Raw genomic sequence first — 14,887 nt, 5'->3', positions numbered from 1 at the left:
GCTAAAGGAAATAAAATGACTAAACCTTGGATGAAAAACTATCCAGAAAACGTGGCTCATGAAGTGGATTTAAATCGCTATGGTTCATTATTAGATTTATTTCGTCAGACAACCACTAAGTACGGGCAGCAAACCGCCTTTAGTAATTTTGGCGCTGAGCTTACTTTCCAGCAAGTAGATGAACTGTCAAAATCTTTTGCGGCATACCTACAAAACAAGCTCAATATTGTTAAAGGTGATCGTGTCGCCCTAATGTGCCCAAACACATTATGTTTTCCTATTGCTATGTGGGGCATAGTTCGTGTTGGTGCGGTACAAGTTAACGTAAACCCCATGTACACTGTAAGAGAGCTAACACATCAACTTAACGATGCTCAAGTTGATACCATCATTATATTTTCTCAATCAAGCAAAATGCTGGCTGACGTGCTCGATAAAACCCATGTTAAAAGCATTATTACTATCGATTTAGACGACTTGGTTAATAAAGGTTTACCTTGTGCACCTGTTGACGAACGATTGACTCATACGGTTAAGTTCACTGATGCCTTAGCCCAAGGTGAAAAGCTTGAGTTGTCTGAACCTGCACTTACTCATGATGACTTATTGTTCCTCCAATACACCGGTGGTACTACAGGGTTGTCTAAAGGTGCTATGTTGAGTCATGGCAATTTAATTGCCAATATTTTGCAATATCAAGAATTTACTAAAAATCATATTGACCATGGTAACGACATTGTTATAACTGCTATCCCGATGTATCACATCTTTGCTTTGATGGCGAACACCCTAGCTTATTTCTGCTTTGGTGCTAAAAATGTATTAGTAACGAATCCTCGCGATATGGAGAGCTTTGTTGAAGTTTGGAAAAATACTCGCGCGACAACGTTCACAGGTGTAAACACCTTATTCAACGGTCTATTGCATACACCTGGATTTGATCAAGTAGACTTTTCAGCTTTGAAAGTTTGTGTAGGTGGTGGTGCTGCAGTGCAACAAGCTGTTGCAGATAAATGGCAAGAAGTCACTGGTGCTAGATTATATGAAGGCTATGGTTTATCAGAAACTTCACCAGTTTTAACATTAAACTTTGGTAACCGTGATCAAAGTGAGTATATCTCCGGTATAGGCGTTCCTTTACCCAACACTGATATCTCTATTCGAGACGAGAGTGGCAATATAGTGCAAGAAGGCCAATCGGGTGAGTTGTGTGCTAAGGGTCCACAAGTAATGCAAGGTTACTGGAATAATCCTGCAGCAACAGCAGAATGCATGACACCTGATGGTTATTTTAAAACTGGCGATGTGGCCATGCTAGATGATGGCGGATTCTTCCATATTGTTGATCGCATAAAAGACATGATTAATGTCTCAGGTTTTAATGTTTACCCAAATGAAATTGAAGCTGAAGTTGCCAAAATGCCAGCCGTATTAGAATCAGCTTGCATAGGCGTACCAGATGACAGAACAGGCGAAGCCGTTAAGCTTTTTGTCGTTAAAGCTGACAACAATATCACTGAGCAGGATATTATTGATTATTGTCGTCAAGGGCTCACCGCTTATAAAATACCAAAACATGTCGTATTTATTGATGAAATTCCAAAATCGACTGTCGGTAAATTATTGCGCAGAGAGTTAAGATAGCGTTGATGAATGTGACTACTTAACCGGAGCTCTGTATAATTTATATAGCTTGTCCAGAGTTCAGGTTACTTATAATACTTAGCGTGTTTAATGATGAAAATAATTCATCTATCATTTGAATTTATCTCGTTTGTCACGAGTATAAAATGACTTTAAGATGAACTTGTTTTTGGATCTTCCCCGATTCGACACAACATTTTTAAATGATTAATTTGTTTTATTTCAAGGACATCTGTTGATGTCCTTTTTTTATTTTTTATCAAACTTAACGAAAACTGCTCGATAGCTATTAACGTTGAATTAATCAACTGAGATAAAAATCTATAGACAATAAAGCCTATTAAACTTGCGGTGACACTTGCTTCTTAAATCGACGTAAAGCTAAAGCGATAATGCCTAATGCAAAAATAGTTAGTGTGGTAGGCTCCGGCACTGTGGCTGTTCTATACATTAACCAACCAATAGTCCCATTACTCAACAGTCTATGTTCTTCAGTTGTAGCAATAGTGCCATAAGTATTATACTTTTGGTTGCTTGTTCCAGAGGTTAAGTTTAAAAAACCCGCTTTACCATCTGTTATTTCGTCATCATAGAACCATGCTGCATCAATACTGCTTGTGCCACGTGTCGATGAGTCGCCTAACAGCGCAGTGTATTCTTCACTTGAGAAGCTACCGCTATCTGCGCAAAATAAAGAGTCTTGGATGTTATCAGAACAACCATGGCTAATACCGTTATATAACGCATTGAGAAATAAATTAGCTTGGTTTGCACCAGCTATTGTCCAACCTGACGTGTTCTGCAATAAAGCTTCAGCATAATTAAAATTAGCTGATTCATTCCATCGCATCCATTCAAGATTATTAAGGGTATCGGTAATAACACTGGTACTACCGTCATTATTACTGGTTAACGCGCCAATAGTGATCAAGCCAGCCTGTGCCGAGCTAACTAAACAACTTAAAGACAACACTGAACCAATGAGTAAACGGTTGATAGATTTAAATTTCATCGGATTATACCTTTTGTTTATTTGCCTATAACTTGGGCTGTTAATTGTTAAACCAATCGGATTAAATAATGCTTATTGCTAAAATATTTTAAAGTTTTTGGTCTGAATAAAAAGCCCACCTAATACAAACTGGTGGGCTTTGCTTCCAGAGGTCTACAACGCTTAATAGTTGTTAAAGAATCGCGTTGCTGCTACTGCATAATCCGCACGAGTTACACCATTGTCACCGTTAAAGTTAGCAATAATAGTTGGCTCTAAATCATATGGGCCTTGTTGAATGTCAAAGTTCGCATTTAATATCCCTAAGTCTAAAGCTAATTGTACATAACCTTTTAATTCAGCCGGGATTTGGTCTTGGTCAGAAAGCGTTACACGTTGGTCTTGAAAAATTGCAGTAATATCACCGCTAAAGCTTTCAGCCAAAGGTTGTAATGCTAATGATTGCACTAAAGAGTATGCTAACTGATTACGGTCAACTGACTGTTCTGAGTTAAAGCTACTGCCATTAGATTGCATAACAGGCGCTTGATCTTGCGCAGCATTACGTAATGCTGCACCTTTATTATTAACCGCATTTGCTGCTGCAGCATACTGACCAGAAACATCATTAAAGGCGCTTGTTGTTGCTAAGTTAGATTGACGAATGCCTGCACCTAAAGTTAAAAAGTCGGCTAGCACTTGGCGAGTTAACACTTCATCTGGTTGAAATCCATCGGCATTTGCATCCACTAACTCTTCACTTACCGCATATTCAATAAATGATTTTGCAGGATGGTTTTCCACATCGCCAAGTCCTATATAACCGTCAGTTTTAATAATTTTGATTGATACTGCAATATCACCTGGAACCGCGTAGCCGTTAGTAACACCAGCTGGGTCAAGCGCTACTCCAGAAATACCACCAATACCATTTGCTTTCAATATCCAGTTACCTGCTTCTGCGGGAGCCGTTACTGCAATATTTTGTCCTAATACAGGTAAAGCAATACTAGATCCGTAACGCTTACCACTTGGGCTAGTTAATGATAAACCAACCGTATTATCATCAATATTTGCGCGTACCATCACCATAGAAGCGTCAGCTTTCACTGGTATAACAGTCCCTTCGCTGTCTCCTACAGGACTGAAGGTAACAGTGTCAGCGTATTCTGCTTGTACTGACGTTAGCGCTTTAGCATTAAAATTACGTTCAATTTTAGTTGTGCTACCAAAGTTTAGGCTTTGATCTACCACCGACTTAACTGCAGCATATGCGTTTGCATAACCTGCGCCAGCTTCCCAAGTTTCACGTCCTGGCATATTAGTAGCAGTTTCTTGTAAAATTGCTTTTACTTCACGCCAAGTTAAGCTTGGGTTAGCTTCTAACATCAAAGCAACAATACCAGCAACATGTGGAGCAGACATCGATGTACCACTCATAGACGTGTAATAAGGCACATGGTTAGGCGCCATTACCTCACTGTCATCGCCAATACTTAACGCGCTCAAGCTTGATAATGATGCGCGTGTAGAGATAATATCAACACCTGGTCCTGTAACAGTTGGGCGATCTTCCCAATGAAAAATTTCATTGCCAACCATCACTTCGCCGCCTTTACCTTTGATACCACGTGAACTAAAATCGGCCAATTTACCTTCTTTATCGCCAGCTGCAACAGTAATTACCCAAGGTGCTTTTTTAAAGTTACCGGTAATAGTCGCTTCACCACTACCTGAGTTACCGGCAGAGAAAACTACAATCACACCGTTATCAGATAAGGCTTTAGTCGCAACATTGGTCGGGTGATCAGGGTTAAAGTCAGTACCTGTATCACTGGTACTGCCAAAAGAGTTTGAGATAACACGAATGTTGTAATCATATTGATGGGTTAAGGCATAATCGAAACCACCAATAGTATCTAAAATGAATAGACCTGCGCCTGAACCGTAACCAATAATTTTAGCGCCCGGTGCAACACCTTGGTATTTACCAGTAGACATAGCGCCATTACCGCCAATAATACCGGCAACATGTGAACCATGGCCGCCAGCAATATCTGTATTGGCTGTATCCTCTTGATAAGTAATAGGTAAAATATCAGATAATGAATGTAAGTTAGTTTGCGCTAATACGTTTTGGACAACGTGATTCGGGTATTTAATATCGCTGTGTGTGCCATCAACGCCTGAGTCGTTTACAACAACACCGATACCGCGACCTGAAAATGGTGTTCCTTGGTTTCTCATTGTTGAATCAGCACGTAAACGGTCGACGCCGGTAATTTGTGTTGCGCCATCATTCTCTAATGAAAGTGGCGCGTTATACCAAACAGAGCGCACTTTATTTGAAGTATATATTTGTTCGATTTGCGCTTTCGTTGCGGTAATACCAACAATTGGCAATTGCTTAAAGCTAACACCGCCAATGACACCAGCAGATTCGATAATATTTAAGCGTTCAGTATTTATTGCACCCTCACCTTCAAATGTCACAATAACTTCAAAGACATCATGAACAGCGGCTGTTGACATCAAGCCTTGTAATTCAGGTCCGAAAGATTTAGCAGAGAGACTAGAAGACAGTATGCCGGCCCCCATTAGGCCAGCGATTAGCAATTTATTTTTTAGTTTAGTTTTAAGCATTGGGAGTAACCTAAGTAGTTTCGACACAACTAGCATGTCAAACAACAAGGTATTAAATAATCAGGATAAACCCCTAGATGGAATAGGGTAAAACACCTGATGGATAAAAATTTAATTAATGCAGTACAGCTTAATAATAATTTTTTATTGAAATTACACTAATAGATGGTGTTTTGCGGCATAGCGCACTAGTTCTGCGGCATTAGCGACATCAAGTTTGTCTAATACTTTTCCGCGATGATTTTCCGCGGTTTTGACACTAATATCTAAAGAACGAGCGATTTCTTTCGTGGTTTTACCTTCAATGATCAAATGAAATACTTCACGCTCACGATTAGTCAGATTTTTATAAGGGTCTTGCCAACTTTCGGCTGGTTTATTGTATTGAGTGGCTAAAACACTGGCGGCATATTGGCTAAAATAGGTTTTCCCTTCTGCTAAAGCTTTAACAGCATCAATTAATTCATCACTCGCACTGTCTTTTAATAGATAACCAGAAGCCCCTGCTCTAACCATATGTATTACATACTCTTGCTCTTCATGCATAGTAAGTACTAACACTTTAGCTTCAGGTAATTGTTCATGTAAGCGTTTAACTGCTTCCATGCCATTCATCTCAGGCATACTGATATCAATAACAATAACCGTTGGCTTTAATTCCAGTGCTTTTTTAATCGCCTCCACCCCATCTGCAGCCTCAGCTACCACGCGAATATTTTCATCTTTGCTTAATAAACTCACCAGACCGTGGCGTAAAATAGTATGGTCATCGGCAATAAGTACGCTGATCATGACATTTCTCTTCCTGTCACTAGAACCTTGATTTCGCAACCTTGGTTAGGTGATGAATTAATGGTTAACTGGCCACCAAAAGCACTGACCCTATCTCGCATAGCGCCCAAGCCGAAGCCATCTGGGTTATCTTCTGTATCAAGAGGCATACCAACACCATCATCTGCTATTTTGATCATTAACAGTTTACTTGTTGCTATTACATTTAAGGTAATAGTTTTAGCTTGAGCATGTTTAATCGCATTAGTTAGAGCTTCTTGTATGACACGAAAAGCTAAGGTTTGGGTATCGCTATCTATCTCGGTATTTATCTGATGATGAAATTCAATTTCTGCCTCTTCTGGCTCGCCCATTATTCTCACTAACCATTCTAAAGCGGGGATGAGACCAAGATCGTCTAAAATTCTTGGTCGCATTAGACGAGAAATAACCCGAGTATCAGACAAGGCTTGGCGCGCTAAATCAATGCTTTCACTCAGTGCTATGGTCGGATCGCCCTTTTGTACTTGTTGCAATTGATTGATCAAAGCCGTTAAAAGTTGCCCTACACCATCGTGTAATTCTCGGGCAATATGCTTGCGTTCATCTTCTTGTACTCGCCATACCCGCTTAGCTAAGCCACGCATTTGCTCGTTACCAAAATATAACTGTTGAGATATTTGCTTTTGCTTTTCATTAAGTTGTGCTACCAACTTAGTCATATCCATATTATTGCTCATAGCGCAGTAATTCCTGTAGCGAGTCATTTAATTGAAAGTAATCTTGTTTTTTCAAGAAGTTTAACGACATTTCAGTAGGTAAATTAGTCATCAAGTTTTTAAGCTTTTTACGGACAGTGTCGTGATATTTTTCTGGATCTTGCTGCTCTGCGATCGCTAATTGAGCTCGTAAACGATCAAATTGAAAACTTCGCCAATAATCGCCCATTTTTCTTAATAAAAGGTCTGCTTCGCGCAAAGTACTTTTTAAATCAGTCCACGCCTGTAAATTATATTGTTGCACCGCTAATAGCTCTAAATACTCAATATACTGATACTGATAGAGTCCAAAGTCCATTTCAGCCAATAGCGACAAATTAGCGCTAATGTCTTTATTTCCTGCACGTAAAATCTCTCTCGCTTGCTTTATTAACTGGCGGATATAAATAGTTTGGTGTGCGTGATCAGTAACAACGTCCTTAGCTGCAAACGACGTGCTTGTGACATTATTTTTGTCCTCTCTGATTAAAAAATGGTAGGTCGTTTTGTATTCTTTATTGCCATAAGTTGAGACAATTGTGCTAATTTTAGCTAGATGTTCTTCAGCTTGTTTGATATCACCTAATTGCAGAGACCAATCAGCCAACCAGAGCCCGAGTTGTGCTGTAGCTCTAACATCATGCAATTTTTCTGCTTCTGAATAAAGCGCTATCAACTCGATAATACTCGATTGAAAGTTACCTTGTAAAAATGCCAGTTTAGTGAGGTAGCTGTGTGATACCAACGATTCTTCCGTACTACTCAGCTGATTGGCGTCTGCTAATGTATTGTTAAAAAGGTGATAGGCATTACGCCAATTACCTTTTGCTAGTTCCAACTGACCTAAGTTTTGTCTGACATGAATAATGCCAATTGGGAATTGGATTTGCTGATATAACTGCTCTGATTGACGCCAGTAAACCAATGCATTCTCAGGATCAAGCAACATAAAATAGCTATAGCCTATATTATTCATACTCTCTGCTTGCAGCATTAAGTTATCTAAATCGATACGAATATTTAAGGCATGGCGATAGTTTTCTAAAGCAATTTGGTACAAGGCTTGTTCTTCCGCCAACTTCCCTAGCTCATTGTATGTATTTGAGAGCCCTTCTTGATCGTTTAACTGCTGATAAATCTCTAAACTTTCTTGTAAATATTGCTCGGTTTTTTGATACTCACCAATCGCCAAATGCATCGCTGCAAGGTTGGTCATCGTTGTAGCCGAGCCGACCAAATCACCGATTACTTTTCTTGTTGCTAGCGCTTCTTGATAATAATCAAAAGCTAATTTTGTTTCACCTAACTGGTTATACACCACACCAAAAGCATTTAATGCTTCTGCTACTTTATTATGATTTTTTAGTTTTTTTGCGATGATTAGCGCTTTAACAAAATATTCATTCTGGGCTTTTTCCAAATTTCCTTGTAAAAATGCCGCTCTGCCCAGCATAAACCACGCCTTTGGGTGATTTTCATCAATGTTCACTACGTCGAGTAATAGCGATTCCATTTTTTTATGCTGCTCAATTAAAAAATAAAACTCCGCCAACATCACCTTCAGTTCAGTATTATAGGGGAAGGCATTTACTAAGGTTAAGTAGTCGGATTGCGCTTGCTCAACTTTACCGGCTAAATCATTTAATCGAGCGCTTGCTAGTTTTGCCGTAAAAGAATTCGCAGTGCTAAGCTGAGCAGCCTTACCGTAAGCTTGCTCAGCTTCTATTATCAAATTTTGTGCTAGATTAAGTTCACCTTGTTGTAGCCAAGTTTGCGCTGACTCAGGGTTCTTAATCAGTATTGGGCTTAACGCTTGTTGTGCACTTTCAAAATCACCTTGTGCAATAAAAGCTTTAATAGCAAACAAGTCAATCAGGGGATTAGGATCAACTAACAAGACAGGTGTGGCATTCGACTCTAAAGCTAACCGCTTTTTGAAGTTATCTACAAAATGAGCTGAAGTACTTTGCCAGTTCTTTTCGTCAAAATCTTGTCGAAGTAACGTTTCACGGTGGATCTTAAAGCCATCAACAAAGATCAATTCAAACTTTATCTCTGTTGCTTGAGTACCAGCAACAATCGTTTGTGGACTGATCAGTAAATCAACTTGCAGTAGATCAGATACTAACTCAATTTTACTGTCATCTAACGGTAACTTTATGCCAAGTTGCGCTAATAGTTGCTTAAGTCTCGATTGCTCTATCACTCGTAAATTGGTAATTTCATTTAATTGATAATTTAAATAATTAGCAAATGTTTGATCAAACTCTTCGTCTTTGGTCGACGTCGGCAATATGGCAACAGCGAAATGACTTTTAGCACTAGATTTTATTGCTTTCGGTAAACTGTAAAGCCAAATCGTAAGAACCACCCCAACAAGTATCAGTGCAAAAACACCATAAAATACTGGCGATTTCCTAGACGTTTGATTATCGGTTGTTAACGCTATGTATTGTTGCTCTGCCTGTGCGATATTGACTGGTCTTGATGCGCTATGAGCTGAAATTAGCGATAACAACCAAGGTTTTATAATATTAAGTTCAGTGTGCTTTGGACTAAATTTAGGTTTACTGAGTAACTTGCTTTCTATTAGCTCATCTATTGAATCACCATTAAACGGTAAGCCATGGCAACAGAGTTGGAATATAACAATACCAGCAGCATATAAATCTGTACTAGCATTAATTTTACCTGACTGTAGATATTCAGGTGGCGCATAGTGCGGCGTGCCCATCACATTGGCAGTGGTACTTTCTTTATTCAGTACCGAAAGGCCAAAGTCAGCGATATAAAGCCGACCCGATGTGTCTATCATGATATTTTCAGGCTTTATATCTTTATGCGTTACGCCAGCCTGCTGCGCAAAAGCTAAACCACTTAGTAATTGCTCAATAATACGTTGAACTTGCTTGATAGACAGAGATTGACTAGCGATAACTTGTTCTAAACTACTACCCTCTATCCAATCCATAGTTAAAAAATGTAGATCTTGATGTTGGTAATACTCATGAACACGAATAATATTGGGGTGACTAAGTTGTCGAACTAATAACAGTTCATTTTTAAAATCAGTTAAGTTTTTTTCATTCTGGCTAAAGGATTTATCAAGCACTTTAATCGCAATAACAGCATCGAGTTGCTGGTCATACGCATTATAGACACAGCCGTAACGTCCCCTACCTTGCAGACTTTTAATAACAAAACGTCCAACCAGACAATCACCTATTGTCAATGAGTTGTCAGGTTGGATAATTTGTGTTGTCTGTTGCGATACTTCAACAGGTTTAGTTAACTTTGGCTTTTCAGGAGTGCTCATATAGCCTATATATTAATAAAAATTAATGGCACAAATTAAGCAAGTTAGCGTCTTTTTTACCTGATATCCGTATCGAGTCGCCTTCAAGAATTCGTTGCAAAGAATCAATCGATTGTTGCAGCAAGATTGCTTGAACTGATGCTTGAATTTGCTGGCTCATCGTACTTAAAATTTCAATATCTAATTCAGTTAATACTTTATCAGATATTTTGCTGTCAGTATAAACCACCCCAACAACTTTATCTTCATAGAATAAAGGGATGCAAGCTAACGAAGAGATTTGTTTAGTTTCTATACTCTTACGTGCATTTAGCAGTTCATCACGAGTTACATCCATCACAATAACCGCTTGTCCAGACTCAAAACAGCGTGTTATAGCGCCAACACTACCTTCAAATTTAGCTAATTTAAAATCGGCTAATTGCATACCATGAGCAATGCTAACACTTAAGTTTTGTAAGGTGTCACCCAATAAAATGATGCCACGCTGAGTACCCGTTAACATAATGATATTTTGTAATTGTGCCGACAAATTTTGCTGTAAGTGTGCTGTTAGGGGGATTGAAATAGAGGATTGACTGCTTGATAAACGCCATTGATTATGGGTAATAATAGCATCAAGTTGTTCAGTTGATTTCGTTTCAAATAAACAATCCAACTCACCAATAGAAATTAACGCATCAGTTTGTAGAGTCGACTGCGTAATAGCAATACCATTGACTTTGGTGCCGTTGCGGCTGCGTTCATCTTTAAGTTGCCAAATTTTATTAGTATGTGCAACGTTAGCGTGTTGGCGAGAAACCGTAGGGTGATCTAATAAAAGTTCACATTCATTTGAACGCCCTAAACGGTAACCACTGTCTTCATAAAGAAAACTTTCTACTGCTGGTTGGTTAGGATAGCAAACGGTAATTCTAGCTGGCATGAAAACACCTCTTTATAAAACAATTGATTGCGTTACTTAATTAAACGCAAACTAAATCGTAAGGTTTTTGAGAATGCCATTAACTCTCCGGCAATATTACGAATATCTCGACTTGAGCGCCATACATCTGGAATATTAATACCACGGTTGTCATTAATGCGGCGATTAAATTCATTAAGCTTGTTACTAGCCAAATTATAGTCTTGAGTTGATATCAATTGATTAATGTCGTTAACATCCTGTAATAATTCTGAATAAACCGCTGCATTTATTTGCGGAGAAAATTCATTTAGCGCGGTTTGTAAATCATTAAATTTTTGTTGTATCACCACTAAAGGTGCCCGTAAATCTGCCACAATAATAAATTGAGAAAATCGACCTGTAGAACCACGAGTTCGCAGACTACCAGAGCCCAAAGTCTCGGTAATATCTTTAAACTCACCGTTTAATGGTGCTTTAAAAAAACGGAAAGGCGTACCAGCAGTATATTCAAGGTTATGAGTATGCAAATCGACTGTCGCAACACCTGAAAATGAAAAACCCGTATTGGGCTTAGGTTCGATAGTAATCATCATTGGAAAGGCCGCTGCAGGAGTAATATTGAGCCCATTAGGTAAACGGTCAATAATGTCTAAGGAGCTAACATCAATTAATTCAGCAGTTAATCCTAAACTTTCTTTTGTTAAACCAACAGCATTTTCAAACTGTAAGGTAAGGTCTGCCGAGATATTACCTGGCAAATGAATAAAAACTTCTACCTTGTTACCCTGGACATTAACCGATAAGGGTTCAGAAGCGAAAGAAAAGGTACTAAAAAAAATGGCAGTTGCTGCCATCACTTTCATCGTTATATTTTTTATGTGCAACATGATTTTTCCTCTGGGTACGAACCTATTAACTTACTCTGTTCGTTGATACATCGCTCTACAAGAAACTACGTTGAAATGAGAAAATTAGCAAGTATTTAGACTCATTTAGTAGCGAGAAAACCAACCTGCTATCAGGTTGGTTTTTTCTTCCGATAGTTATCGATTAACGTAAGTAGTTGTCATATGCTCTGCCAATAATCACGGCATAATCACCACGTTTAATATTATTGGCTGGCTCAAAGTAAGCAACAACTTTAGGTGTTAAATCATAAGGCCCTTGCTCTAGCGCGAAACGTACGCCCATCAATGACATATCAATCGCTGCTTGCACATAACCTTTTAACACAGGTGTTACAGAATCTGAGTCCATCACTGGGATACGTTCGCCTTTATAATCAATCGTTAACTCCCCAGAAAAACCTAATGCTTGTGTTTCTAGACCAAGACCTTGCACTAATGAATAGGCCAGTTCTTGCTTACTTACATTGTTACGTGGACCAAACTCACTGCCATTAGATAATATGACCGGCCATTGGTTTTGTACTCTATCTTTAAGTGCAGATCCAAGCGTAGTTACCGCATCAACCAAAGGTGCATATTTACTACTGACATCAGTAAAGGCGACCTTTTGTTCGTTCAATAGATCACGATGCTGTCTAATTGATAAGCCCATTACTAAGAATTTAGCTAAATCTCGACGCTTTAAGTTAGCATCAGGACGATAAACACGATCATTTTTACTATCAACTAAACGCTCACTAACTGCAAACTCAATTGCATGCTCTGCAGGATGACCGGCAATATCGTTCAATCCTTCGTAACCACCTGAGTTCAAAATAGAAATTTCGCCGCTAACATATTCAGGAAGACCTGGTCCATTTGATGTGCCTGTAGGATCTGCTTGTACACCTGATAATGAAGTTATACCGAAGGCAGAAAGCTTCCATTGTCCAGCTTGCGCAGGTGCAGAAACTCGCATGGTACTACTCAGGACTGGTGTAGTTAAGTTACCGAAATAAACCGTTCCATCGGGTGCTTCTAATTTAAGTTTAACAAGGTTAGCAAGGGTTTCAGAAGATGCGCTAATCCAAGCTGCATCGGCTGCAACATCGAAGGTATGAACTTCTGGCTCTCCAACAGGAGAAAACAGCACTTCAAATGCTTCAGGATCGCCACCAGAGGTTAGGATAGCGTTAGCATTAAACTCATTTAAATTATTAACCGTTGCGCTATTTTGCTCATCATAACCCAGTGCCCCTGCAACTGCCGCATAAGCATTTACATGGCCAGCGCCTACTTCCCAAGACTCGTAGCCAGGCATGTTAGTCGCAGTTTCTTGAATAATTTGTTTAATTTGTAAAGGGGTTAAATTCGGATTAGCTTCCAACATTAACGCGATAATACCCGCTACATGTGGCGTTGCCATCGAAGTACCTGAGATTCGTGTATAAAATGGTAAATATTCGTTTTCTATTACACCAACATCGTCAGCACCACCATTAGAGGCAACATTCGTTTTAGCACGGGTAGAAATAATATCAACGCCTGGTGCGACTATCGTCACTTCGTTTTTATAAGTCCAAGATGAACCATCTGGCATAGTAAAATCACCTTGTTCTCCACGTTTACCGCGTGATGAAAAGTCAATTAAATCGCCAGTTTTAGTGCTTGCACCAACTGACATACCCCATGGAATTTGTGCGTAAGGATTATGTGTGTCTTCACCTGCACCACTGTTACCGGCAGCAAATACCGAGATCAAACCTAATTTGTGAGCTTTATAAGACGCTAATGAAATAGGACCTGCGGGTTCATATTTACCACTTGAGCCCCAAGAGTTACCCATAACACGAATAGGAGAGTTAAAATCCCAAATATGGCTAATAGCATAATCATAACCGCCTAGCGCATCTAAAATAGAAAGGCCGGCACCAGAGCCATAACCAACAATATCTGCGCCTGTAGCAGCTCCTTTGTATTTGCCATTAGAGTGTGTTCCCCAACCACCAACAGTGCCGGCAACATGCGTTCCGTGCCCGACATTTAAATCGGTATTACGTTGGCCTTCAATCCACATACCATCAACACCCGTTAATGAAATCGCTTGTGCATGTGTTACACCTTGCACATTTTCAACTACTTTAGCGCCGTATTCTAAATCATCTAATGTCGCGTCGATGCCTGAATCGTTAACAATAACGGTAACGCCTTTCCCGGTAAATTTAATACCATTTTTAGCTGCAAAGCTGTCTGATTGCAGCTTTTCCACGCCAGTTATCTCACGTGCTTCTGCGTTAAAGTACTCAAGTGTACGGTTTGCAAAAACTGAACGCACACCTGGCATTGCGGCTAATTGATTAATCTGAAAAGGACTCGCCATTACACCAATAATGGGTAAAGATTTAAATTGAACCCCTTGCACCAAGCCTATATTTAATAAGTTTTGTAATTGCGACGTAGTTAGTGCGTCGAGTTGATCATAAGAAACAACTACCATAGCGCTATCTAAAGCTGTCATGTTTTGAAGTTGTTGTTCTAGCTGAGAGCCGATAACAGCTGCAGCTGTTGCGTTTAGACTGATACCTGCGATTGACATAGTTAATGCCATATTTTTAATTAATGTTTTCATCTTTTGTATCCACCTGTCTCTGAAAGTATGTTTTATCTACATCATTCATTGGACGGTATTTGGACGTGAGTTACTATCAGGATCTGTCCCTAGTACACGCAGGGGAAAACCCCTACAAGGAGTATTTTCTGTATAAAATATCAACGATGAGTCCAAAAGCATTTGAAGCAAGTTTCTTCTCGATCAAACAATTTAATTTAAATAGTAGAATTATTATTAAGAATATTTATTCAAGTAAATGATTAGCATAGTAAAAGATAAAGTATCGTTGGTTTAATACCTCTATTATTTTTATGAATAATGAGTGAAATTAATTCACTTAGTAAATGAATTTATCTCGT

Annotated in this window: 9 protein-coding genes; 1 reads left to right on the top strand and 8 read right to left on the bottom strand. The window is 39.1% G+C overall.

Annotation, left to right across the window (positions count from 1 at the left end; all coding sequences use genetic code 11):
* Positions 1–15 precede the first annotated feature (15 nt).
* Positions 16–1,644 (top strand): AMP-binding protein, encoded by a 1,629-nt coding sequence (locus tag B5D82_RS12110; protein WP_081151845.1) that lies wholly within the window; start codon positions 16–18, stop codon positions 1,642–1,644.
* 340 nt (positions 1,645–1,984) lie between these two features.
* Here B5D82_RS12110 and B5D82_RS12105 read toward each other — a convergent pair whose 3' ends face one another.
* The 8 genes from B5D82_RS12105 to B5D82_RS12070 form a co-directional block, all read right to left on the bottom strand.
* Complete coding sequence (locus B5D82_RS12105) at positions 1,985–2,656, bottom strand: PEP-CTERM sorting domain-containing protein (protein WP_081151844.1); 672 nt, start codon at positions 2,654–2,656, stop codon at positions 1,985–1,987.
* 162 nt (positions 2,657–2,818) lie between these two features.
* Complete coding sequence (locus B5D82_RS12100; RefSeq protein ID WP_081151842.1) at positions 2,819–5,278, bottom strand: S8 family serine peptidase; 2,460 nt, start codon at positions 5,276–5,278, stop codon at positions 2,819–2,821.
* Positions 5,279–5,431: 153 nt separating this feature from the next.
* The gene (locus B5D82_RS12095; RefSeq protein ID WP_081151840.1) at positions 5,432–6,070 is read right to left on the bottom strand and encodes a response regulator transcription factor; all 639 of its coding nucleotides are present in this window, start codon (positions 6,068–6,070) and stop codon (positions 5,432–5,434) included.
* The gene (locus tag B5D82_RS12090; protein ID WP_081151839.1) at positions 6,067–6,789 is read right to left on the bottom strand and encodes a sensor histidine kinase; all 723 of its coding nucleotides are present in this window, start codon (positions 6,787–6,789) and stop codon (positions 6,067–6,069) included. Before B5D82_RS12090 ends, B5D82_RS12095 begins: the two co-directional genes overlap by 4 nt.
* A complete protein-coding gene (locus B5D82_RS12085; RefSeq protein WP_081151837.1) occupies positions 6,779–10,123 on the bottom strand; it encodes a serine/threonine-protein kinase in 3,345 nt (1,114 codons plus the stop codon). The genes B5D82_RS12090 and B5D82_RS12085 overlap by 11 nt, the downstream gene beginning before the upstream one ends.
* 22 nt (positions 10,124–10,145) lie before the next feature.
* Positions 10,146–11,048 (bottom strand): FHA domain-containing protein, encoded by a 903-nt coding sequence (locus B5D82_RS12080; protein WP_081151836.1) that lies wholly within the window; start codon positions 11,046–11,048, stop codon positions 10,146–10,148.
* Between the two features lie 32 nt (positions 11,049–11,080).
* Positions 11,081–11,917 carry a DUF6689 family protein gene (locus tag B5D82_RS12075; RefSeq protein WP_216628991.1) on the bottom strand — a complete coding sequence of 279 codons (837 nt, stop codon included), beginning with the start codon at positions 11,915–11,917 and terminating at the stop codon, positions 11,081–11,083.
* Positions 11,918–12,080: 163 nt separating this feature from the next.
* The gene (locus B5D82_RS12070; protein ID WP_081151834.1) at positions 12,081–14,546 is read right to left on the bottom strand and encodes a S8 family peptidase; all 2,466 of its coding nucleotides are present in this window, start codon (positions 14,544–14,546) and stop codon (positions 12,081–12,083) included.
* Positions 14,547–14,887 lie beyond the last annotated feature (341 nt).

The sequence above is a fragment of the Cognaticolwellia beringensis genome (assembly GCF_002076895.1).
GTDB classification, from domain to species: Bacteria; Pseudomonadota; Gammaproteobacteria; order Enterobacterales; family Alteromonadaceae; genus Cognaticolwellia; species Cognaticolwellia beringensis.
This window is presented reverse-complemented; position numbering and strand designations above follow the sequence as displayed.